The following is a 22,085-nucleotide window of genomic DNA, read 5'->3' on the forward strand; positions in this document are numbered from 1 at the left end:
CGTGCCCCGGGATCCGCTCAGGCGGGCTGCGGCGGCGCTTGGAGCCCGTGGAAGACGGCGGCGATCAACCGGCGCCCCTGGGCGGCACCGTCGTCGTCGTTCGCCACGCGCCACAGGAAGCTCATCAGCATGACGATGTCGGCGGGGTCGTGCCCGGGCGCGATGGTCCCCTCGGCCACACAGGCGTCGACGAGCTTCTTCACCGCCGCGCTGACCGGCGCCCAGGAGGCGCTGATCAGCTCCTGGGCCGCGGCGCTGTGCAGCGCGTCCCCGAGGCCGTGCTTGATCCGGATGTAGGCCGACAGCGTCTCGAACCACTCGACGAACGCGGCCTTCGCGGACGCGTGGCGGGCCAGCACGTCGTCGGCGGTGGCCGTCAGGCGTTCGATGTCGTGCTGGTAGGCGCCGAGGATCAGGTCCTCGCGCGTCGGGAAGTGGCGGTAGAGGGTCCCGGCGCCGACGCCGGCGCGCTTCGCGACCTCGCTGAGCGGCACGAGCGGGTTCTGCGCGAACAGCTCGTGAGCGGCCTCGATGATCGCGACGCGGTTGCGCGCGGCGGCCTTGCGCTGGGTGCCGTACGTCCCCTCGGTCATCCCCCGATCATGCCTCATCGTTGACATGCGGAGAATCCTCCGCTAGTTTCGGTGTTACATCCGGAGAATCCTCCGCAAGTCAGGAGTACCCATGCGTTACGTGAAGCTCGGCGCCACCGGCCTGGACGTTTCCCCCGTCGCGATCGGCGCGATGAGCTACGGTTCGCCCGATCGGGGGCACCCCGTCTGGTCGCTCGGCGAGGAGCAGGCCCGGCCCCTGATCAAGCACGCCCTCGAGGCGGGCATCAACTTCTTCGACACCGCGAACATGTACTCGAACGGGTCCAGCGAGGAGATCCTCGGCCGCGCGCTCAAGGACTTCGCCGATCGCGACGACGTCGTCATCGCCACCAAGCTGCGGCACCCGATGCGGCCCGGCCCCAACGGCCGCGGGCTCTCCCGCAAGGCGATCATGACCGAAATCGACCATTCGCTGCGGCGGCTGGACACCGACTACGTCGACCTCTACCAGATCCACCGCAACGACCACGACACGCCGCTGGAAGAGACCCTCGAAGCACTCAGCGACCTGGTCAAGGCCGGCAAGGTGCGGTACCTGGGCGCGTCGTCGATGTTCGCGTGGGAGTTCGCCAAGGCCCTGCACCTGCAGAAGCAGCACGGCTGGGCGCGGTTCGTGTCCATGCAGGACCACTACAACCTGCTGGCGCGCGAGGAAGAACGCGAGATGATCCCGCTGTGCCTGGACGAGGGCGTCGGCACGATCGTCTGGAGCCCGCTGGCCCGCGGCCGCCTGGCGCGCGCTTGGGACGACGCGAAGTCGACGGCCCGGTCCGGCACCGACGGGGCGTATGCGGACCTGCTGTACTCGCCGGCGGAAGAGGCGTCGAACCGCGCGATCGTGGAGGCGGTCGGGAAGGTGGCGGCGGCCCATGGCGTGAGCCGCGCGTCCATCGCGCTGGCCTGGCTGCACCGGCAGCCGGTCGTCACGGCTCCGCTGGTCGGCGCCGGTTCGATCGAGCAGATCGACGACGCCGTGGCTTCGCTGGACGTCTCGCTCAGCGAGGACGACGTGCGCGCTCTCACGGCGCCCTACACGCCGCGGTACGACTGGCAGGGCGTCTCGGACGAGGCGACCATGGCGGCGATCCGGGCCCGCGTGCCGGGGATGGCGCTTACCTGAGGATTCCGTTGCGGGGCAACGGCTTCCGATGATCACCCGATCCAGCGATGGTGTTCGCACAAATGTTCGGTAGCTTGGATTGCATGACGCCTACCGCCCAGGCCGGCACCGTCCGGCGAAGACCTTCACCGCAGCAGTTTCCGGATTTCCGCCACCGCGGCCCGGCCGGCCCGGTTGGCGCCGACCGTGCTCGCCGAGGGCCCGTACCCGACGAGGTGCAGGCGTGGCTCGAGCACCACCCGCGTGCCGTCCATGCGAATGCCACCACCGGGTTCGCGGATGTGCAGCGGCGCAAGGTGATCGATCGCCGCGCGGAAGCCGGTGGCCCAGAGGATCACGTCGGCGTCGAACCGCTCGCCGTCCGCCCAGACGACACTCGCGGGCGTGATCCGCTCGAACATCGGCCGCCGGTCGAGGATGCCGGCGGCCCGGGCGGCCCGCACCTCGGGTGTCACGGCCAGATCGGTCACGCTGACAACGCTTTCGGGCGGGAGCCCGGCCCGCACCCGCTCGTCGACCTTGGCGACGGCGTTGCGGCCCCAGTTCTCGCTGAAGGGTTCGTCGCGCCACACGGGCGGCCGGCGCGTGACCCAGGCCGTCGCGCGGGCGAGCGGGGCGAACTCCATGAGCAGCTGAACGGCGGACGCCCCACCGCCGACCACGACCACCCGCAGGCCGCGGAAGTCCTCGGGTCCGGCGTAGTCGGCGGTGTGCAGCTGCCGCCCGGCGAAGGTCTCCTGGCCGGGATAGCGCGGCCAGAAGGGCCGGTCCCAGGTTCCGGTGGCGCTGATGACGGCCCGCGCGGCCCAGGATTCGGCGGGGCTGGCGACGATCAGCCGGTCCCCCGCCCGCGTCACGGACTGGACGTCCACGGGCCGGAGAACGGGAAGGTCGTAAACGCTTTCGAAGCGCGCGAAGTATTCGGAGACGACTTCGGAGGCCGGGCGCGTCACGTCCGGGGTGCCGAAAGCCATCCCGGGGAGGTCGTGGATGCCGTGAACCTTGCCGAGAACCAGCGAAGGCCACCGGTACTGCCAGGCACCACCGGCCCGTTTCCCGTGGTCGAGCACAACGAACCCGCTCCGGTTGGCGAACCCGGCCCGCCGCAGGTGATAGGCAGCGGACAACCCGGCTTGCCCGGCCCCGACGACCACCACATCCGTCTCGTGATCCGCGCCGCTCATAAGCAGTGCAACGACGTCGGCGGCGGCATATTTCGCGCCGTACATCACAGCGGCGGCCAATCCGGTTGCGGTTGAGTGCCGCCACCCACCCTTCACCGCCAACCCACCAACGCGGGCCACCACAGCACCCCGACTCGGAACGCAGCCCGGTCCCGCCCCGCCTTTCGCAACGGCCACCGATCCAGCGTCGGCCGAGTTCCGCCACCCACGCTCCGCCCCGCCGACGCGAGCCACCACAACACCCGCACCGACTCAGACTGCAACCCGGTTCCGGCCGGCCTCCTTGGCCCGGTACAGCGCCGCGTCGGCGGTGCGCAGGACGTCGTCGAGCGTCGGCCCGGCGTCCGGGTGCCGGGCGACCCCGATCGACACCGAAAGGCCACTCACCCGGACCGTTCCCGAACCCGTCGAAATGACCACGTTCAGCTCACCCACCGCCACCCGCACCCGCTCGGCGATCGCCAGCACGTCCGCGCGGCCGATGCCCGGCAGCAGCACCACGAACTCCTCGCCGCCGAACCGGCCCACCGTGTCGCCCTGGCGTACCGAACCGGAGATCGCCACCGCGACCGCCGCCAGCACGTCGTCACCGGTCAAGTGGCCGTACGTGTCGTTGATCCGCTTGAAGTGGTCCAGGTCGATCATCAGCACCGCGAAGCCCCCGCCGGCGCCGCGGCGCTGCACGCGGGTGTGCTCGCGTGTCGCGGATTCGTGCCAGCCCGCGGTGTTGAGCAGCCCGGTCTTCTCGTCCGTGACGGCCGCGACCTGAAGCTGCTGCTTCAACAGCAGGTACCGGTGCAGCAGCAGCAACGGCGCCACCACGAACACCACCAGCACCGGCTGCTCGACCAGGGCCAGGGCGGCGAGCCCGCCCAAGCAGAGGGTCGCCAGCTCGAACGCGTTGTCCTCCCAGGTGCCGATCAGGTCGGCCGCCGAACGCTGGCTGGTGTACAGGTAGATGCCGGCCGCTACGAGGCCGATGTTCACCAGCTCGAACACCGCGGCCGCGAGGCAGAGCGCGAACAACCCGCGCGGCGTCTGCAACGGCGTCCCGTGCAGCCCCAGCATCGCGAGAACGGAGGAAGCAGCGAAACAGGAGAGCATCGCCCAAGCCGTGCTGGCCACGAAGCGGTGTGCGGGTCGCGTACGGACCTGTCGCCACACTCGCACCCACAGGTGCGTGTAGAGCACGACGGCCAGCAGCGCCACCCACGCCGGCGGGAGCAGGACGACACCGGCGAGGTACCAGACGGAGGTGACGTTGATGTGCGTCTGCCCGCTCATCCACCGCCGCAACCGTTCGATGCGGCGCGACATCTCGGCCTGCGCCACGCCAAGAGCGACGAGCACGGCGAACCACCCCGGACGCACCGGGCCGCCGAACCCGGTGGCCAGCGCGGTCCCGGTGGCGACGACGGCGAGCAGTTCGCAGCCGAGGGCATAGGCGATCCAGCGGGTCTTCGCCCCGCCCCACATCACCCATCGCGCAGGCCAGCCCGGCCAGGTGGAAAGCGCTTCCCGGCGCACGGCGGCCTGCGCTCTCAAGAGCCGAGGTCACAGACGTGACGAACCGGCATCGTGACGTACCCCTTGCGCGAAGTTCGGCCGACCAGGTAGCCCAGCGTAGCCGTTCCGGCGACGCGCGTCGCCAGTCCGGGCGAATTGCGCGCGACACCCCGGCCCAAAGACCCGCACAGGGTAGAAAAACGCAGCTCAGCGCCTTGGGAGCGGATCACGACCGTGGACACGGCAACGCACGCACAGCCGATCGCCACCGGGGCGCACCGAGCGGGCCTCGGCGCGAGCCGGCTCACGCGCTCCGCACGTGAATCGCCGCCGAGACCCGGCCTGGAGCCGTCCTCGGGGAGCCGGCTTACTTGCGCAGGGCGCGGACGATCGCCACCAAGCCGACCACCGCAGCGATCGCGACCAGCACTGGGACCACCCGCTTGAGCACCGACTGCCCCGCGTAGTCGAGCAGGTCGATCGCCTCGGTCTCCGGGGGCGCCGGGACGCTGTGCAACGCCGGGCGGTCGGCCGGCTTGGCCTTCGGCTCGGTGTTGATCTCCGGGGTGGTCGGCGCCGGCTTGACCGCCGGCTGCGGCTTGGCCACCGGCTCGGAGGTGGCCGTCGGCCCAGCCGCCGGCGCGCCCTTGTCCGCTACCGGCTCCGCGGCCGGTTCGGCCACCGGTGCGGCGGCGGCCGCCTCCGCGGGGGCAGCCGCGGCCTTCCCTGCCTGGGCGCCCTTCGCGGGAGTTCCCTGCGCCGGGGCATCTCCAGCGGAAGCACCCTTCGCCGCAGCGCCAGCCTCAGCCGGAGCGCCCTTCGCCGCGGCCCCAGCCGGGGCCGCAGCCCCAGCCGCACCCCCTGCCTGGGCGGTCTTCGCGGGTGCCGCCTCCTCCGACGGGGCCAGCTTGCCCGACAAGCACCCCGCGAACGTGTCCAGGATCTTGCCGCCCACTTCACTGATCAACCCGCGGCCGAACTGGGCCGGCTTGCCCGTGATCGCCAGGTCGGTGGCCACCGCTCCGCGGGTTCCGCCGTCCGTCTCCGTCAACGTCAGCGTCACCGTTGCCGCCGCCGTGCCCGCTCCGCGGGAATCCTTGCCCGATGCCTTGATCGTCACCTTGCGGGCTTCTTCGTCCTTCTCGAGGAACTCGCCGTTCCCCTTGTACAGCAGGGAAATCGGCCCGAGCTTGACCTTCACCGTTCCGCTGAACCTGTCGCCTTCGACCTTGGTCAGCGTGGCGCCCGGCATGCACGGGGCGACGCGCTCCGGGTCGACGACCGCCTGCCAGACCTCGCCGATCGGAGCCGGGACGGTGAATTCGTGGTCGAGCCGCACGGGCCGACCTCCTTCCTGAAAACGGACGGGCCGGTGCCCACCCTAGCCGCCACCGGGGTGACGGCCAGGGTGACGAACCGGGGTGCCTCAGGCGCCGGCCGCCGCGGCGATTGCGCGGCCCGTCAGCACCTGGGCCAGGTGACGGCGGTATTCGACGTCCGCGTTGCTGTCGACCGGCGGGTTCGTGCCCTCCGCCGCGTGCGATGCCGCCGCGGTGATCGCCTCCGCCGATGCCTGGACACCCACCAGGGCCGCCTCGACACCGGAGGCCCGGACCGGGGTCGAGCCCATGTTCGTCAGCGCGACCCGCGCCTCCTCGATGACGCCCGCCTCCGTGCGGACCGTGACCGCGACCGCGACCATCGACCACGCCTGGGCGACCCGGTTGAACTTCTCGTAGTGCGCCCGCCACCCGGTGTGCTTGGGGATGCGGACTTCGACCAGCAGCTCGTCCGGCGCCAGCGCGGTGGTGAACAGGTCGCGGAAGAACTCCGCGGCCGGCACCGTGCGCCGCCCCGAGGGTCCGGCCACCACCAGCGACGCCTCCAGCGCCAGCACCGGCGCCAGCAGGTCGCCTGCCGGGTCGGCGTGGGCGATCGCGCCGCCCAACGTCCCGCGGTGGCGGATCTGCGGGTCGGCCACCGTGTCCGTGGCCTCCTTGAGCAGCGCCGCGTGCGAAGCCACCAACGCGTCCCGCTGGACGTCGTAGTGCGTGGTCATCGCCCCGATCACCAGGTCGGCGCCCTCCTCGCGGACGCCGCGCAGTTCGGCGACGCGCCCGAGGTCGATCAGCGTCGTCGGCGCCGCGAGGCGCATCCGCAGCACCGGCAGCAGACTCTGCCCGCCGGCCAGCACCTTGGCGTCCTCGCCCGCCGCCGCCAGCGCCTGCACCGCTTCGTCCACCGTGGACGGGCGGACGTAGTCGAACGGAGCCGGGATCACTGCGCACCTCCGGAAGCGTCGATGGAGCCCAGACCGCCGCCGGCCTCGGCACGGCCGGGGCCGCCCGCGTCGGTGGTGCCGTGCTGGATGGCGTGCCACACCCGCATCGGGGTCAGCGGCATCTCGATGTCGTTCACGCCGAAGTGGCGCACCGCGTCGATCACCGCGTTGACCACCGCCGGGGTGGACGCGATGGTGCCCGCCTCGCCGACGCCCTTGGCGCCGAGCGGGTTCGTCGTCGACGGCGTCTCCGTGCGATCCGTGGTGAACGAGGGCAGGTCGGCCGCCGACGGCAGCAGGTAGTCGGCGAACGTGCCGGTCGTCAGCGTGCCGCTCTCGTCGTGCTCGGTGCCTTCGAACAACGCCTGCGCGATGCCCTGCGCGAGCCCGCCGTGCACCTGGCCCTCGACGATCAGCGGGTTCACCGCGACCCCGACGTCGTCGACGCAGACGTACGAGCGCAGCTTGATCCGGCCCGTCTCGGTGTCCACTTCGGCCGCGCACAGGTGCGTGCCGTGCGGGAACGAGAAGTTCTCCGGGTCGAACGTCGCGTCCGAGTCGAGCGACGGCTCGACCCCGTCGGGCAGGTTGTGCGCCGCGAACACCGCGAGCGCGACGTCACCCAGCGTCGTGGACGTGTCGGTGCCCTTCACCGTGAACTTGCCGCCGGCGAACTCGAGGTCGTCCTCCGCGCATTCGAGCAGGTGCGCGGCGATCGGCTTGGCCTTGGCCACGACCTTCTCCGCGGCCTTGACGATCGCGATCCCGCCGACCACCAGCGAGCGCGACCCGTAGGTGTCCATGCCCTTGTGCGACGACTGCGTGTCGCCGTGCAGGATCTCGACGTCCTCGAACGCCACACCCAGCTGGTCGGCGACGATCTGGCTCCACGCCGTCTCGTGGCCTTGGCCGTGCGCGGACGCGCCCGTGGTGACCTCGACCTTGCCGGTGGGCAGCATCCGGATCGAGGCGTACTCCCAGCCGCCCGCGCCGTAGTCCAGCGAGCCGAGCACCCGCGACGGCGCGAGCCCGCACATCTCGGTGAACGTCGAAATGCCGATGCCGAGCTGGACCTTGTCCTTCGACGCGCGGCGCTTCTCCTGCTCGGCGCGCAGGCCGTCGTAGTCGAAGAGCTGCTTGGCCTTCTCGGTGGCGGCTTCGTAGTTGCCGGAGTCGTAGGTCAGCCCGCACACCGTGGTGAACGGGAACTCCTCGTGCTTGATCCAGTTCTTCTCGCGCAGCTCCATCGGGTCCATGCCCAGCTCGACGGCGAGCTCGTCCATGATCCGCTCGATCGCGAACGTCGCTTCCGGACGCCCGGCGCCGCGGTAGGCGTCGGTCAGCGTCGTCGTCGTGTACACGTTGGTGCACGCGAAGTGGTACGCCGGGATCTTGTAGATCGCGTTGAACATGAACGCGCCGAGGATCGGCACGCCCGGCCCGACCAGGCCGTTGTACGCGCCGAGGTTGGCCAGCAGCTCGACCTTGAGGCCGGTGACCTGGCCGTCCCGGGTCGCGGAGATGGTGATGTCCTGGATCTGGTCGCGGCCGTGGTGCGCGGCGAGCATCGTCTCCGACCGCGATTCGTTCCACTTGACCGGCTTGCCGAGCTTCTGCGCGACCAGCAGCGACATCATCTCTTCCGGCAGGACGCCGATCTTGCCGCCGAAGCCGCCACCGACGTCCGGGGCGATCACGCGCAGCTTGTGCTCGGGGATGCCGAGCGTCAGCGCCGACATCACGCGCAGGATGTGCGGGATCTGCGTGGCCGACCACATGGTGATCTGGGTGCCGGTCGGGTCGACGACGCAGGCGCGCGGCTCCATGAAGGCCGGGACGAGCCGCTGCTGGCGGAAGCGGCGCTTGAGCACGACCTCCGACGAGCTGATCGCGTCCTCGACGTTGCCGCCGGTGCCGGCCTCGGCGGAGTCGAACTTCCAGACCGCGCTCGTGTTGGTGCCCAGGTCCTCGTGGACCAGCGGGGCGCCGTCGGCGATCGCGGCTTCCATGTCGAGGACGACCGGCAGCTCGTCGTACTCGACGTCGATCTCCTCCAGCGCGTCGTGCGCTTCGGCGGACGAACGCGCGACGACGACAGCGACGCCTTCACCGGCGAAGTTGACCGTTCCGGCGGCGAGCACCGGGCGACGCGGCGCCTTCATGTCCGGCGTGATCGGCCACGCGCAGGGCATGCCGACCGCGCCGTCCGGGTCCAGGTCCGCGGCGGTGTAGACGGCGATGACGCCGGGCGCGCTCTTCGCCGCGGCCGTGTCGATCGAGACGATCTTGGCGTGTGCGAACGGGCTGCGCAGCACGGCCATGTGCAGCAGGCCGGGCAGCGTGATGTTGTCGGTCCAGCGGGTGCGGCCGGTGATCAGCCGCTCGTCCTCCTTGCGGCGGCGGGACTTGCCGACCTCCGGTTCGATCGTGGCGGTCATCAGTCACCACCCACGCCGACGTGCTTGTTCTCGGCGATCCGCTCGGCTTCGGGCCCGGCGCCGGGGCTCATGTGCTTCGCCGCGTCGCGGACCGCGCGCACGATGTTCTGGTAGCCGGTGCAGCGGCAGAGGTTGCCTTCGAGGCCCTCACGGACGGCCTGCTCGTCCGGGTCCGGGTTGTCGGCCAGCAGGTCGATCGACTGCATGATCATGCCGGGCGTGCAGAAGCCGCACTGCAGCGCGTGGTTGTCGTGGAACGCCTGCTGCACCGGGTGCAGCTTGCCGTCGCGGGCGAGGCCCTCGACGGTGGTGACCTCGCAGCCGTCGGCCTGCACGGCCAGCACGGAGCAGGACTTCACGCTGTGCCCGTCGAGGTGGACGGTGCACGCGCCGCAGTTGCTGGTGTCGCAGCCGACGACGGTGCCGACCTTCCCGAGTTTTTCCCGTAGGTGGTGCACGAGGAGGGTGCGGGGTTCGACTTCGTCGGTGTACTTCGTCCCGTCGACGGTGACGGTGATGCGCATCAGGCCTCCAAAAGCCGGTTCGGGAACGGCCTGCCCGAGGGTGATCGGGCTCACAGACCCCGAGCGTGCTACGCGACCTTCGCGCCTTCAAGCCCTGATGTCACACGTTCAACTACCTGTTCCGCAGCTGCGTGCCGACGCAGGCCGGCAACTCCGTATGTGCGGAGTTCCGGATGGGTGAACTTTGTCGGCCATGTGGATGAGTCAGCCGTGAATGCGTCCCGAGAGCTCCGCGAGCCGCTTGCCGCCGCCGCCCCACCGCAGCGCGATGATCTCCGCGGCGATCGACACGGCCGTCTCCTCCGGCGTGCGCGCCCCGAGGTCGAGACCGATCGGCGACGACAGCCTTTCCAGCTCCGCCTCGGTGATCCCGGCCTCGCGCAGCCGCGCGAACCGGTCGTCGTGGGTCTTGCGGGACCCCATCGCGCCGACGTACCCGACGTCCAGGCGCAGCGCGACCTCCAGCAGCGGCACGTCGAACTTCGGGTCGTGGGTCAGCACCGCGATCGCCGTCCGCTGGTCGATGCGGCCCGCGTCCGCTTCCGCCTGCAGGTACCGGTGCGGCCAGTCGACGACGACGTCGTGCGCGTCCGGGAACCGGCTGGTGGTGGCGAACACCGGCCGCGCGTCGCAGACCGTGACCTGGTAGCCGAGGTAGGCGCCCATGCGGGCCATCGCGGCGGCGAAGTCGATCGCGCCGAAGACCAGCAGCCGGGGCGGCGGCTCGAAGGAGTTGACGAACACCGCCATCCCCTCGCCGCGGCGCTGCCCGTCCGGGCCGTAGTGCAGGGTGCCGGTGCGGCCGCTGGCCAGCAGGCCGCGCGCGTCGTCGGCCACCGCGTCGTCCATCCGCGACGAGCCCAGCGAGCCCGCGGTGCGGTCCGGCCAGACGATCATGTGCTCGCCGACCAGGCCCTCCCGCTCGTGCTCGATGATCGTGACGACCGCGACCGGCTCGCCGCCGCGCACCGACGCGACGACGTCGCCGAGCTCCGGCATCGACTCGCGGTCGACGTGCTCGACGTAGATGTCGATGATCCCGCCGCAGGTCAGGCCGACCGCGAAGGCGTCGTCGTCGCTGACGCCGTAGCGCTGCAGCACCGGCTTGCGCTCGGCGACGACCTCCTGCGCGAGCTCGTAGACCGCGCCTTCGACGCAGCCGCCGGACACGCTGCCGGCAACGGTGCCGTCCGGCGCGACCACCATCGCGGCGCCCGGCGCGCGCGGCGCCGAGGAAAAGGTGGCGACCACGGTGCCGAGCCCCACGGTCTCTCCCGCCGACCAGCGGCGGAACACGTCGTCCAGTACGTCACGCATCGGAAATCTCCCCGAGCAGTCGTTCCAATGTGGCCAGGGTGTGCCCGGCCAGCAGCCGGTCGATGTGGGGCAGCGCGGCGACAATGCCCGATTGGACGGGCGCGTACCCCGCGCGGCCGGCGTGCGGATTCACCCAGAATACGGCGTGCGCGAGCCGGCGCAGGTGCGCGAGCTGCTCGCCGAGCAGGCCGGTGTCGCCGCGTTCCCAGCCGTCGGAGAACACCGTGACCACCGCGCGGCGCGCCACGCCACGCCGGCCCCAGCGGTCGAGGAACGCCTGGAGCGTCTCCCCCAGCCGGGTCCCGCCGGCGAAGTCCGGCACCGCCGAGCCCGCCGCGAGCATCGCGCGTTCGGGGTCGCGCTGGCGCAGCTGGCGCGACACCCTGGTGAGCCGGGTGCCGAGGGTGAACACCTCGACCGACGGCGGCGCGGACCGCGTCAGGACGTGGGCGAACCGCAGCAGGGCGTCGGCGTACGGGCTCATCGAGCCGGAGACGTCGATGAGCAGCACCACCCGCCGGGGCCGGCGGCCGCGGCGGGCGTGCACGAGCTTGAGGGGTTCGCCGCCGCGGGCGAGCATGGCGCGGAGCGTGCGCGACGGGTCGAGCCGCCCGCGCCGTGACGGCGTCCGCCGGGCGGCCGGGCGCTTCGGGAGCACGGGCTTCAGCGTGGCCAGCAGCTCGCGGAGGTGTTCGCGTTCGGCGGTGGTGAGTTCGGCGAGGTCGCGGTGGCGCAGGACTTCGTGGGCGCTGGCGGCGACTTTCAGCTGGTCGTGGCCTTCGCCGCCCTCGCCGTCCGCGCCTTCGGCCGCGGCGAGCGGGGCGATCCTGGCCTTCTTGGGGGCGGCCGCCTTCGCGCGGCGCGGGGTGGTCGTCTCGATCGAAAACCACTGGCTGAAGGCCTCTTCGTAGCACGGGAGGTCGTCGGGGCTGGAGCAGAGCGTCAGCCGCCCGGCCCAGTACAGCTGAGTGGGCTCCGCGACGTCGATCTCGGCCACGGCGGTGAGGTACGCCTGCACGCGGTGCGCGTCGCACGCCACGCCGGCTTCGCGCAACGCCGCGGCGAACCCGACGTACCCCGCGACGGGGTCGGAGACCGTGGTCATGTCTCCATTGTGCGCCTGTTTTCGCATGGGCACTGTCGGCGTCCCGGCGAGGAGTCGAACCTCGGACCTCGGCATTCGTAGTGCCGCGCTCTGTCCAGCTGAGCTACCGGGACAAGGGCGGTCTGCGCACACGTCCCTCCCCGGACGGGCGCGCAGACCGCGCTCTTCGCCGCGGCCGACCCAAGGTAGCGGCGGGTGGGCGCGAAGAGCTTTCGGAAAGAAAAGGGAATTTCAGCGAACGCGGGAGATCGCGCCGCAGAGGTTCCGGGCTTGCCGTCGGGTCACGATCTCCTCCTCTCGGTGTGGCGTGCTGTGCTGAGAGAAAGGATGCCCGAGTCCGCCGGGAGCGGCAACGCAATTAAAACGCCCGCCTCGCCTGTCCTTTGTAGACAGTCGAGGCGGGCGCCGGGGGTACTGCGGTCAGGCGGTGGTCTTGAAGCCGGGCTGGATGTTCGCGCAGCCGCGCAGCCCCGCCGTCTTGTTGAGCTCCAGCAGCGGCGGCAGCGTCTTCTGCGTGTACGCCTTGAGTTCCGCGAGCTTCGCGTCGTCGATCAGGTCGCGCCGGACGTGGTAGCTGACCCAGTTGCGCGAATCGACGGTCAGGTTCCCGATCGGCGGGTTGACGAAGATCGTCGCGTATTCGCGCTCGAACCGCGGGTCCTGGTCGAAGCCCAGCGTGGTGATCCACGAGCCGATGAACGTGACCAGCTCAGGCTTGGCCTGGTCGAAGACGTAGTTGCGGACCCCCGTCACATCGGACTCGTGCAGGTAGTCGGCGACCTGCTTGGAGCCAAGGCCGGCCAGGTCGAGCACCCGCAGGCGGCTGCCCAGCGACGTCCCGCCGAGGTCGATCAGGCCGACCTGGGCCGAGTCGGGCAGCTTCAGGATGTCGGCGAGGCCGTTGATGGTCCGGGCGTCGCGCTCGGCCACGATGCAGAACGCCGTCTTGACGTTCGCGCGGTAGGACGTGCCCTGGTCGTAGAGCCCGCTCACCGAGCTGACCAGCGCCACCACGAGCAGGCAGGCGAGCACGATCCGGCCGCGCAGGCGGGCCGCGGCCAGTGCCTCGACGACCACGATCGCGCCGCCGAACGCGCCGAGCGTCCAGACCGGCGTGGCGAACCGCAGCTGCCCCATCCAGTCGAACTCGAGCACGATGTAGGCGGCCACGGTGAGCCCGAACGGCACCATCAGGGCGACCAGCCCGGTGCGCAGCCGCGACGGCCGGACCATCAGCAGCACCAGGCACGCGACGGCGACCGCGACGATCAGCCAACCCACGTAGGAGACGATTTCGCCGGGCCGCGCGAGGTCCTCGAGCGTCGGCGGCTCCTGTCCCTTCGCGACGGCGGTGTTCGGGACCAGGCGGCCGAACTCGAACCACCGGAAGACGAGGTAGGCGCCGTACGGGACGGCGAAGGCGGCGACCGAGAGGACGACCGCGCGGACGCTGCGGCCGAGCAGGTCCCGCTTGAGGAACAGCAGCACGGCGATCGGGTACGCGCCGGCGTAGATGATCCCGTCGGGCCGGGTCAGCGCGGCGAGCACGGCGATCAGCCCGGTGCCGACGGCGACCTGGGTGTCGAGGAACCGGCCGCGGTGGACCGCGCGGACGATCACCACCGCGAGCGCGGCGACGCTGAGCGCGTAGAAGGAGTTCTCCAGCCCGGAGAAGCACCAGATGACGAACGACGGGATCGCGGCGAGCGCGGCCCCGGCGGCGAAGGTGATCAGCGCCGGCCGGCGGCTGAGCACCTTCGCTCCGAAGTAGAACAGCACGAGGATGGCGGCGCAGCAGAGCAGCGCGAGCGCCTTCGGGAAGAGGATCTGGTCGTTGACGCCGAAGAGCGTGCCGTGGTCGAAGAGGCCGACGAGCTTGCCGAGGGCGATCAGGACCATCCAGGTCGGGTTGGAGTACCCCTCGACCGGCGCGGCACCGGGCTGGAGCACCGGCCCGTAGCCGTCGGCCAGGTTGCGCGAGTAGGCGAACGTGATGGCCGAGTCGTCGATCAGCCAGTGGCCGTAGAGGGCGGCGTGCACGGCGATCAGCGCGGTGCCGCCCAGCACCGCGGCCACCGCGGCGAGTTTCCCCCGCCACTCCCGCCGCGCGGTCGCCGGCCCGGGCGGCCCCGGCCGATCCGGCTCGGTCTCGGACGGCGGCCTCGTTCCCGTCGTCTCCGCCACGCTCATCCGCAGGTTCTCCCTCGCTTCGACCACAACCGGCCCCCCGACCGGGCGATCAGGCGAACAAGGCGTCGAGTTTGGCCCTGACCCGGTCGAGGTCTTCGCTGTATTTCAGGACGGCCCCGAGTGTTCGCGCCGCCGTTGCCGCATCGAGCTCGTCACGCTGAAGGGTCAGGAGAGCCCGCGCCCAGTCGAGCGACTCCGCCACTCCCGGTGGTTTCAGCAAGTCCATTTCACGGAGCCGATGCACCGCTTCAGCGATTTGCCGAGCCAGAGCTGCACTTACCCGCGGGATCCTACGGCGCAGGATCTCCACCTCCCGCACCAGGTCCGGGTGTTCGAGCCAGTGGTACAGGCAGCGGCGTTTGAGGGCGTCGTGCACCTCGCGGGTCCGGTTGGACGTGAGGACCACCAACGGCGGGTGCTCGGCGCGGACTTCGCCGTACTCGGGGATGGTCACGGCGTGCTCGTCGAGCAGCTGCAGCAGGAAGGCTTCGAACTCGTCGTCGGCGCGGTCGATTTCGTCGATCAGCAGGACGCACGGGGCGCTGATCAGGGCCTGCAGCAGGGGCCGGGCCAGCAGGAAGCGCTCGGTGTAGAGCGACCGCTCCGCGGCCTCGACGTCGAGGTGCCCGTCGCCGGCCGCCTCGAGCGCGCGCAGGTGCAGCAGCTGGCGCGGGAAGTCCCATTCGTAGAGGGCCTGGGCGGCGTCGATGCCTTCGTGGCACTGGAGGCGGACGAGCGGCCGCTCCAGCGCGGTGGCCAGGGCCAGGGCGAGGGACGTCTTGCCCGTACCGGGCTCGCCTTCGCAGAAGAGCGGGCGCCCCATCCGCAGGGCGAGGAAGCCGGCGGTCGCGAGCCCGTCATCGGCGAGGTAGCCGGTCGCTTCGAGCGCGGCGGCGAGTTCTTCGGGCGAGTCCGTCACGCTGTCGATCGTAGGTGCTCAGGCCGGGCCCGCCAGATCACCGGGGCGGTCGACGTCCCGGCCGCTGCCGAGGTCACCGCACTCGACGAGGGTGAGGTCCTCGCGGGTGGCGAGCCAGTCCCGGGCGCCGCGGTCGCCCCGGGCGCTTTCCGCGACCTCGCCCCACCAGCGGCGGCCGAGCAGCACGGGGTGGCCGGGGACGCCGTCGTAGGCCGCGCGGGCGACGGTTTCGGGCCCGGCGTGCGCGGTGACGCGGGTGAGGATGTCGGCGCCGACCCACGGGAGGTCGACGAGGTGGACGAGCGCGGCGGCCCGGTCGGTTCCGCCGAGGGAGCCGAGGCCCGCGCGCAGGGAGGCGCCCATGCCGGTGGCCCAGTCTTCGGCGAGGACGGCTTGGGCGGAATCGGGCAGCAGGGCGCGGACCTGCTCCGCGGCGGCCCCGACAACGACCACCACCGGCGCACACCCGGCGGCGGCGAGGGTGCGGAGGGCACGGAGGACGAGCGGTTCCCCGTCGACCTGGGCGAGGGCTTTCGGGCCGCCGAAGCGACGCCCGGCCCCGGCGGCGAGAAGGAGCCCGGCAACGGGCAGCTCAGCCACGGGCACTCTGCGGGGCGCCGACCGCCAGGTCCGCCTCGATGGCGCGGGCCGTCTCCAGCAGCGGGGGTACGAGGTCCTTCCGCACCGACTCCGCCGTCGTGCGGCTTGCGTGGGTCGACAGGTTGACCGCCGCCACCACGCGGCCCGTGCGGTCGCGGATCGGGGCGGCCACCGATCGGAGGCCTTCCTCCAGCTCCTGGTCCACCATCGCCCAGCCCTGGCCGGCCACCTTGGCCAGCTCCGTGCGCAGGTGGGCGGGGGCCGTCACCGTGTGGTCGGTCAAGCGGTCCAGCCTCGCCACCCGAAAGTACGCCTCGAGGTCCGCGTCGGTGAGGCCCGCCAGGAGGACGTGGCCCATCGAGGTCGCGTACGCCGGGAAGCGGGTGCCCACGTTGATGCTCACCGTCATGATCCGGGACACCGCCACCCGCGCCACGTACACGATGTCGGTGCCCTCCAGCACCGAGACCGAGCTCGACTCGTGCACGCTCGCCGACAGGTGCTCCAGGTGCGGCTGGGCGACCTCCGGCAGCGTCATGCTCGACAGGTACGCGTAGCCCAGCTCCAGCACCCGGGCCGTCAGCGAGAAGTACTTGCCGTCGGTGCGGACGTAGCCCAGGTCGGCCAGGGTCAGGAGGAACCTCCTCGCCGCCGCGCGGGTGAGGCCCGTCGCGCGGGCCACGTCGCTCAACGTCAGCTCGGACGCGCCCGCGTGGAACGCCTTGATCACGGCCAGCCCGCGCTCCAGCGACTGCACGTGGTGGGCACCGCGGTGCGCCGGTTCGCCGTCCAGCCGGACGTCGATCGGCGGCCTCGTCACGTCCATGCCCGGCACCCTATCCGGCGTCGGCGGGCAGGGCGCTCGGCTCACCGAGCTCGGCCAGGGTGCGCTGGGCGATGGCGAACGCGGCGTTCGCCGCCGGGGCACCGGCGTAGACCGCCGTGTGCAGCAGGACCTCGCCGATCTCCGCCGCCGTCAGCCCGTTGCGGACCGCCGCCCGGACGTGCATCGCCAGCTCGTTGTGCGCGTGCAGCGCGGTGAGCGCCGCCAGCGTCACGCAGCTGCGGGTGCGGCGGTCCAGGCCGTCGCGGGCCCACACCGAACCCCACGCGCCCTCGGTGATGTAGTCCTGGAACGGGCGGCTGAAGTCCGTGGTGCTCGCGACCGCGCGGTCCACGTGCTCGTCGCCGAGCACCTCGCGCCGCACCTTCATGCCCTGCTCGTGACGGTCCGTCACCCTCGCTCCAAGTGGTCCAGGATCAGCCGGGTGAACTCCCCCGGCTGCTCGTAACTGCCCAGGTGCGCGGCGTCCGCCACGACCTCCAGCCGCGCGCCGGGGATGCCCTCGGCGATCGGCCGCGCGTGCTCGGCCGGCGACGTCGCCGGGTCTTCCGCGCCCGCGACGACCAACGTGGGCGCGGTGATCTTCGGGAGCAGCGCCAGCAGGTCCATCCGCTCGATGGCGCCGCAGCAGGCCGCGTAGCCCTCGGCCGGGACCGCCGCGATCATCGCGCGGAGGAACTCGGCCCGGTCCGGGTGGCGTTCGCGGTACCCCGGCGTCAGCCAGCGGGTCACCCCCGCCTCGGCCACCGCGGCGGTGCCTTCGGCGCGGACCGTGCGGGCCCGCTCCGCCCACATCGACGGCGGGCCGAGCTTCGCGGACGTGCAGCACAGCACCAGGCTCGCGATCCGCTCCGGTGCGTGGATGCCCAGCCACATCCCGGTCATGCCGCCGAGCGACAGGCCCACGTGGTGCACCCGCTCGGCGCCGAGCTCGTCGAGCAGCTCCAGGACGTCGGCACCCAGGTCTTCGAGCTCGTAGGGCCCCGGCGGGACCGGCGACGCGCCGTGCCCGCGCGTGTCGTACCGGACCACCCGGAACCCGCGTTCGGCCAGCGGCGCGACCTGGGGCTCCCACATCCGCAGGTCGCTGCCGAGGGATCCGCCGAACACGACCACCGGCCCGTCCTCGGGACCATCTGAGACCCAGTGCGGTTTCACGGCATTCACACCCGGAAGAAGACGGTCTCGCCGTCGCCCTGCAGCCGGACGTCGAAGCGGTAGCCGTCCTCGGTCTTCGCCGCGATCAACGTGCCGCGCCGCTCCTCCGGGACCGTCGCCAGCACCGGGTCGGCCGTGTTGTCCTGATCCTCGAAGTAGATCCGCGTGACGACCCGGTTCAGCAGGCCGCGCGCGAACACCGAGACGTCGATGTGCCGGGCCTGCACGGCGCCGCCCTCGCCGGGGACCACGCCCGGGAGCAGGGTGAGGATGCCGTACGTGCCGTCGGTCTCCGTCGGGCAGCGGCCGAAGCCGCGGAACTCGCCGTTCGCCGCGCCGCGCGGGTCGTCCGGGTGGCGGAAGCCGCCCTCGGTGTCGGCCTGCCAGGTCTCGATCATGGCGTCCGGGACCGGGTCGCCGTTGCCGTCGCGGACGGTCCCGCGGATCCAGAACGCGCCCGGCGTGCCCTCGGGCACGACGTACGGTCCGTCGGGCCAGGGCAGCCCGATCGAGAGGTACGGGCCGACGGTCTGCGAAGGGGTGGGCAGCAGCTTGGTCATTCGTCCTCGTCCTCTTCCTCTTCGAACACCGACGCGTCGCGCCCGCGCAGCACGATGTCGAACTGGAACCCCAGCGCCCACTCGGCCTGCGTGATGTCGTGGTCGTAGCGCGAGACCATCCGCTGCCGGGCCTTCTCGTCCGGGATCGAGTTGAAGATCGGGTCCTGGGAGAACAGCGGGTCGTCCGGGAAGTACATCTGGGTGACCAGCCGCTGGGTGAACGCCGAGCCGAACACCGAGAAGTGGATGTGCGCCGGGCGCCAGGCGTTGTCGTGGTTCTTCCACGGGTACGCACCCGGCTTGATGGTGGTGAAGGTGTAGCGGCCGTCGCTGTCGGTCAGAGTGCGGCCGACGCCGTCGAAGTTCGGGTCGAGCGGGGACGGCCAGCGGTCGCCGGTGTGCCGGTAGCGGCCGCCCGCGTTCGCCTGCCAGATCTCGACGAGCGAATCGCGCACCGGACGGCCATCGCCGTCGAGGAGCCGCCCGGTGACGATGATGCGCTGCCCCTGCGGTTCGCCGGCGTGCTGCCGGGTGAGGTCGTTGTCGTGCTCGCCGAGGCGGCCGGGGCCGAGCAGCGGGCCGGTGACCTCGGTCAGCATCTGCGGGAGCAGGACGAGGTCCTGCTTCGGGTGCCGCAGCGCGGTGGAGCGGTAGCCGGCGGAGTCGAGGGGCGGGTGGGTGCCTTCGGGGTCTTCCCCATAGCGCGGCAGCCTGAATTCGGTCGGAGTGGCCATTGCTGTTCTCCTTTACCGGCCTTCGAGGACGACGGCCAGGCCCTGGCCGACGCCGATGCAGATGGCGGCCAGGCCCCAGCCCCCGCCGCGGCGGTGCAGGTCGTGCGCCAGGGTGCCGAGGATCCGGCCGCCGGACGCGCCGAGCGGGTGCCCGATGGCGATCGCGCCGCCGTGGGTGTTGACGATCTCCGGGTCGAGGTCCTTCCAGTCGCGCAGGCAGGCCAGCGACTGCGCGGCGAAGGCCTCGTTGAGCTCGACCGCGGCCAGGTCGTCCCAGCCGATACCGGCGCGTTCGAGGGCGATCTCCGCGGCGCGTACCGGGCCGATGCCGAAGACGTCCGGGTCGACACCCGCCGCGCCGCGGCCGGCGATGCGGGCAAGCGGGGCCTTGTTCAGGTTTTTCGCGGCCGCTTCGTCGCCGAGGAGGAGGGCCGAGGCGCCGTCGTTCAGCGGGGAGGCGTTGCCGGCCGTGACGGTGCCGTTTTCCTTGCGGAACACCGGCTTCAGCTTGGCGAGCTTCTCGGGGCTGGAGTCCGGGCGGATGCCTTCGTCGCGGGTCAGGTCGACGCCCTCGACCGGGACGACCAGGTCGTCGTAGAAGCCCTCGTCCCACGCCTTGGCGGCGTTGACGTGGCTGCGGGCGGCGAAGGCGTCCTGCTCGTCGCGGCCGATGCCGTAGCGCTCGGCGAGCTGCTCGGTGGACTCGCCGAGGGAGATCGTCCACTGGGCGGGCATGTTCGGGTTGACCATGCGCCAGCCGAGGGCGGTGTTGTAGAGGGTCTGGTTGCCGGCGGGGAACGCCTTCTCCGGCTTCGGCATAACCAGGGGTGAGCGGGTCATGGACTCGACACCGCCGGCGACGACGAGGGAGGCGTCGCCGGTCTGGATCGCGCGGCTGGCCTGGATGGCCGCGTCGAGGCCGGAGCCGCAGAGGCGGTTGACGGTGCTGCCCGGGACGGTGGTCGGCCAGCCGGCGAGGAGGGCGGCCATGCGGGCGACGTTGCGGTTGTCCTCGCCGGCGCCGTTCGCGTCGCCGAGGGTGACTTCGTCCACTGTGGATGGGTCGAGGTCGTTGCGCTGCTGGAGTGCTTTGAGGACGCCGGCGGCGAGGTCGTCGGGACGGACGCCGGCGAGCGCGCCGCCGTAGCGGCCGAACGGGGTGCGGATCGCGTCGAGGATGTAGACGTCGGTCATGCGCTCGCCTTCCGGGTCGGCGGGGTGGTCGGGAGGAGGAGGTTCGGCGCGGCGGGGATCGCTCGTGACGAGGGCCGCGGGCCGCTGGTGGTCATCGGCTCACCCTGCCACGGCAGCCGCCCGCCGGGGGTGGTCATGTGCTGGCCTTCTCCAGGTCTCGGAGGACCGTCAGCTCCTGCTCGGTCGGCGCCGGGGTGGTCTTCAGGTCGGCCGCCACCTTCAGTTTCCAGCCCGTGGCCGCGATGACCTGGTCCAGCTCCACGCCCGGGTGGAGCTCGGTCAGGGTGAGCTCCGCCGTCTCCGGGTCGGGGCGGAGGAGGCCCAGGTCGGTGACCACCAGCGTCGGCCCGCGGCCCGGGAGGCCCAGGCGCTCTCGGTCGCCCTTGCCGGTTCCGTGGCCGAACGATGTCACGAAGTCCACCTTCTCCACGAAGGCCCGGGGGTTCTGACGCAGGACGATGAACACCTCGCCGCAGGAGGCCGCGATCTCCGGGGCGCCACCCGCGCCCGGGAGGCGCACCTTCGGGTCTCGGTAGTCCGAGCCGATCACCGTCGTGTTGATGTTGCCGAACTTGTCCAGCTGGGCCGCGCCCAGGAAACCGACGTCGATGCGGCCCGGCTGGAGCCAGTAGTTGAACACCTCCGGGACGCTGATCACCGCGTCCGCCGTGTCGGCCAGCTCGCCGTCGCCGATGGACAGGGGCAGGCGGGACGGCTTGGCGCCCAGGCAGCCGGATTCGTAGATCAACGTCAGGTTCGGCGCGTGCGCCCGGCGGGCGAGGTTCGCCGCCTTGCTCGGGAGGCCGATGCCGACGAAGCAGGACATGCCGTCGCCGAGGGCACGGGCCGCCGCGACACTCATCATTTCGTCGGCGGAGTACTCCGCGCTCATGCCTTCACCCCGGTCAGCTCGTTCAGCCACTTCGTGAACTCTTCGCGATCGCGCCCGACCTTGTCCCACGCCTGGTACGCCCCGTTGTCCCGCTCGTAGTACCCCGCCGCGTACGACGGCTTCGCGCCGCCCGGCACCTCGGCCACCGCCGTGACCACCCACGCCGGGAGGACCACCGCGCCCGGGCGGGGCTCCAGCTCGTCGACGATCTCCTCGACCGTCACGATCGAGCGCTTCGCCGCCAGGACCGCTTCCTTCTGGACACCCGTGATGCCCCACATCTGCACGTTGCCGTCGCGGTCGGCGCGCTGCGCGTGGATGATCGCGACGTCCGGGTTCAGCGCCGGGACCGCCGTCAGCTTCTCGCCGGTGAACGGGCACGTGATCGGCTTGATCGTGGCCGTCTGCGCCGGGAGGTCGGTGCCCGTGTAGCCGCGCAGCACCGCGAACGGCAGGCCGGACGCGCCGGCCACGTACCGGTTCGCCATGCCCGCGTGGCTGTGTTCCTCGATCTCCAGTGGTACCGGCCAGTCGTGCTGGACGGCGTCGCGGAACCGGTGCAGCGAGCCGACACCCGGGTTGCCGCCCCACGAGAAGATCAGCTTCCGCGCGCAGCCGGCGCCGATCAGCTGGTCGTAGACGATGTCCGGGGTCATCCGCACCAGCGTGAGGTCACGCTTGCGCTGCCGGATGATCTCCTGCCCGGCCGCGACCGGGATGAGGTGCGTGAACCCTTCGAGCGCGACGGTGTCGCCGTCGCGCACCAGCCGGGCCACGGCCTCCTCCAGTGACAGCAGCTCCGCCATCCCACGCTCCGAATCCGTTCGCATCACGCACACTCGTTCTGCAACCGAACATAGCACGGTGACCGGCGGCCCGACCAGGTGTCTTCCACCCAATGGATG

The 22,085-nt window shown here is 71.7% G+C and carries 22 protein-coding genes and 1 tRNA gene; 1 reads left to right on the forward strand and 22 read right to left on the reverse strand.

Annotated features, from left to right (window positions below; all coding sequences use genetic code 11):
- Positions 1 to 17: 17 nt before the first annotated feature.
- Positions 18 to 593 carry a TetR/AcrR family transcriptional regulator gene (locus tag ACWEGE_RS04205; protein ID WP_449658959.1) on the reverse strand — a complete coding sequence of 192 codons (576 nt, stop codon included), beginning with the start codon at positions 591 to 593 and terminating at the stop codon, positions 18 to 20.
- 91 nt (positions 594 to 684) lie between these two features.
- Here ACWEGE_RS04205 and ACWEGE_RS04210 point away from each other — a divergent pair, with 91 nt between their 5' ends.
- A complete protein-coding gene (locus tag ACWEGE_RS04210; RefSeq protein WP_449658960.1) occupies positions 685 to 1,734 on the forward strand; it encodes an aldo/keto reductase in 1,050 nt (349 codons plus the stop codon).
- 125 nt (positions 1,735 to 1,859) lie between these two features.
- Here ACWEGE_RS04210 and ACWEGE_RS04215 read toward each other — a convergent pair whose 3' ends face one another.
- From ACWEGE_RS04215 to ACWEGE_RS04315, 21 genes are all read right to left on the reverse strand, one after another.
- A complete protein-coding gene (locus ACWEGE_RS04215; RefSeq protein WP_449659082.1) occupies positions 1,860 to 2,918 on the reverse strand; it encodes an NAD(P)-binding domain-containing protein in 1,059 nt (352 codons plus the stop codon).
- Between the two features lie 252 nt (positions 2,919 to 3,170).
- On the reverse strand, positions 3,171 to 4,394 hold the full coding sequence (locus tag ACWEGE_RS04220; protein WP_449659083.1) for a diguanylate cyclase: 1,224 nt from the start codon (positions 4,392 to 4,394) through the stop codon (positions 3,171 to 3,173).
- A 397-nt stretch (positions 4,395 to 4,791) separates the two neighbouring features.
- Positions 4,792 to 5,763 carry an SRPBCC domain-containing protein gene (locus ACWEGE_RS04225; RefSeq protein WP_449658961.1) on the reverse strand — a complete coding sequence of 324 codons (972 nt, stop codon included), beginning with the start codon at positions 5,761 to 5,763 and terminating at the stop codon, positions 4,792 to 4,794.
- 87 nt (positions 5,764 to 5,850) lie between these two features.
- The gene (locus ACWEGE_RS04230) at positions 5,851 to 6,705 is read right to left on the reverse strand and encodes an FAD binding domain-containing protein (protein WP_449658962.1); all 855 of its coding nucleotides are present in this window, start codon (positions 6,703 to 6,705) and stop codon (positions 5,851 to 5,853) included.
- Positions 6,702 to 9,143 carry a xanthine dehydrogenase family protein molybdopterin-binding subunit gene (locus tag ACWEGE_RS04235; RefSeq protein ID WP_449658963.1) on the reverse strand — a complete coding sequence of 814 codons (2,442 nt, stop codon included), beginning with the start codon at positions 9,141 to 9,143 and terminating at the stop codon, positions 6,702 to 6,704. Before ACWEGE_RS04235 ends, ACWEGE_RS04230 begins: the two co-directional genes overlap by 4 nt.
- The gene (locus ACWEGE_RS04240; RefSeq protein WP_091306596.1) at positions 9,143 to 9,667 is read right to left on the reverse strand and encodes a (2Fe-2S)-binding protein; all 525 of its coding nucleotides are present in this window, start codon (positions 9,665 to 9,667) and stop codon (positions 9,143 to 9,145) included. Before ACWEGE_RS04240 ends, ACWEGE_RS04235 begins: the two co-directional genes overlap by 1 nt.
- A 204-nt stretch (positions 9,668 to 9,871) precedes the next feature.
- Positions 9,872 to 10,984, reverse strand: coding sequence for an XdhC family protein (locus ACWEGE_RS04245; RefSeq protein ID WP_449658964.1), 1,113 nt, complete (start codon positions 10,982 to 10,984; stop codon positions 9,872 to 9,874).
- Positions 10,977 to 12,089 (reverse strand): vWA domain-containing protein, encoded by a 1,113-nt coding sequence (locus ACWEGE_RS04250; RefSeq protein ID WP_449658965.1) that lies wholly within the window; start codon positions 12,087 to 12,089, stop codon positions 10,977 to 10,979. Before ACWEGE_RS04250 ends, ACWEGE_RS04245 begins: the two co-directional genes overlap by 8 nt.
- Before the next feature lie 39 nt (positions 12,090 to 12,128).
- Positions 12,129 to 12,202: transfer RNA gene (locus tag ACWEGE_RS04255), tRNA-Arg, on the reverse strand.
- 307 nt (positions 12,203 to 12,509) lie between these two features.
- Complete coding sequence (locus ACWEGE_RS04260) at positions 12,510 to 14,306, reverse strand: hypothetical protein (protein ID WP_449658966.1); 1,797 nt, start codon at positions 14,304 to 14,306, stop codon at positions 12,510 to 12,512.
- 22 nt (positions 14,307 to 14,328) lie between these two features.
- Entirely contained in the window at positions 14,329 to 15,198 is an 870-nt protein-coding gene (locus ACWEGE_RS04265; protein ID WP_449658967.1) for an AAA family ATPase, read from the reverse strand.
- 18 nt (positions 15,199 to 15,216) lie between these two features.
- Positions 15,217 to 15,798 carry a nucleotidyltransferase family protein gene (locus ACWEGE_RS04270; protein WP_449658968.1) on the reverse strand — a complete coding sequence of 194 codons (582 nt, stop codon included), beginning with the start codon at positions 15,796 to 15,798 and terminating at the stop codon, positions 15,217 to 15,219.
- Positions 15,791 to 16,624 carry an IclR family transcriptional regulator domain-containing protein gene (locus tag ACWEGE_RS04275; protein ID WP_449658969.1) on the reverse strand — a complete coding sequence of 278 codons (834 nt, stop codon included), beginning with the start codon at positions 16,622 to 16,624 and terminating at the stop codon, positions 15,791 to 15,793. The genes ACWEGE_RS04270 and ACWEGE_RS04275 overlap by 8 nt, the downstream gene beginning before the upstream one ends.
- A gap of 10 nt (positions 16,625 to 16,634) precedes the next feature.
- Positions 16,635 to 17,036 carry a 4-carboxymuconolactone decarboxylase gene (gene pcaC / locus ACWEGE_RS04280; protein ID WP_449658970.1) on the reverse strand — a complete coding sequence of 134 codons (402 nt, stop codon included), beginning with the start codon at positions 17,034 to 17,036 and terminating at the stop codon, positions 16,635 to 16,637.
- Positions 17,033 to 17,809: a 3-oxoadipate enol-lactonase gene (gene pcaD / locus ACWEGE_RS04285; protein ID WP_449658971.1), complete on the reverse strand. Its 777-nt coding sequence runs from the start codon at positions 17,807 to 17,809 to the stop codon at positions 17,033 to 17,035. The genes pcaC and pcaD overlap by 4 nt, the downstream gene beginning before the upstream one ends.
- On the reverse strand, positions 17,806 to 18,360 hold the full coding sequence (pcaG, locus tag ACWEGE_RS04290; protein ID WP_449658972.1) for a protocatechuate 3,4-dioxygenase subunit alpha: 555 nt from the start codon (positions 18,358 to 18,360) through the stop codon (positions 17,806 to 17,808). The genes pcaD and pcaG overlap by 4 nt, the downstream gene beginning before the upstream one ends.
- Complete coding sequence (gene pcaH / locus ACWEGE_RS04295) at positions 18,357 to 19,094, reverse strand: protocatechuate 3,4-dioxygenase subunit beta (protein WP_449658973.1); 738 nt, start codon at positions 19,092 to 19,094, stop codon at positions 18,357 to 18,359. Before pcaH ends, pcaG begins: the two co-directional genes overlap by 4 nt.
- 12 nt (positions 19,095 to 19,106) lie before the next feature.
- On the reverse strand, positions 19,107 to 20,288 hold the full coding sequence (locus tag ACWEGE_RS04300) for a thiolase family protein (protein ID WP_449658974.1): 1,182 nt from the start codon (positions 20,286 to 20,288) through the stop codon (positions 19,107 to 19,109).
- A complete protein-coding gene (locus ACWEGE_RS04305) occupies positions 20,285 to 20,425 on the reverse strand; it encodes a hypothetical protein (protein ID WP_449658975.1) in 141 nt (46 codons plus the stop codon). The genes ACWEGE_RS04300 and ACWEGE_RS04305 overlap by 4 nt, the downstream gene beginning before the upstream one ends.
- Complete coding sequence (locus ACWEGE_RS04310; protein ID WP_449658976.1) at positions 20,422 to 21,180, reverse strand: CoA-transferase subunit beta; 759 nt, start codon at positions 21,178 to 21,180, stop codon at positions 20,422 to 20,424. The genes ACWEGE_RS04305 and ACWEGE_RS04310 overlap by 4 nt, the downstream gene beginning before the upstream one ends.
- Entirely contained in the window at positions 21,177 to 21,986 is an 810-nt protein-coding gene (locus tag ACWEGE_RS04315; RefSeq protein ID WP_449658977.1) for a CoA transferase subunit A, read from the reverse strand. Before ACWEGE_RS04315 ends, ACWEGE_RS04310 begins: the two co-directional genes overlap by 4 nt.
- Positions 21,987 to 22,085 lie beyond the last annotated feature (99 nt).

Source organism: Amycolatopsis sp. NPDC004747 (assembly GCF_053601335.1).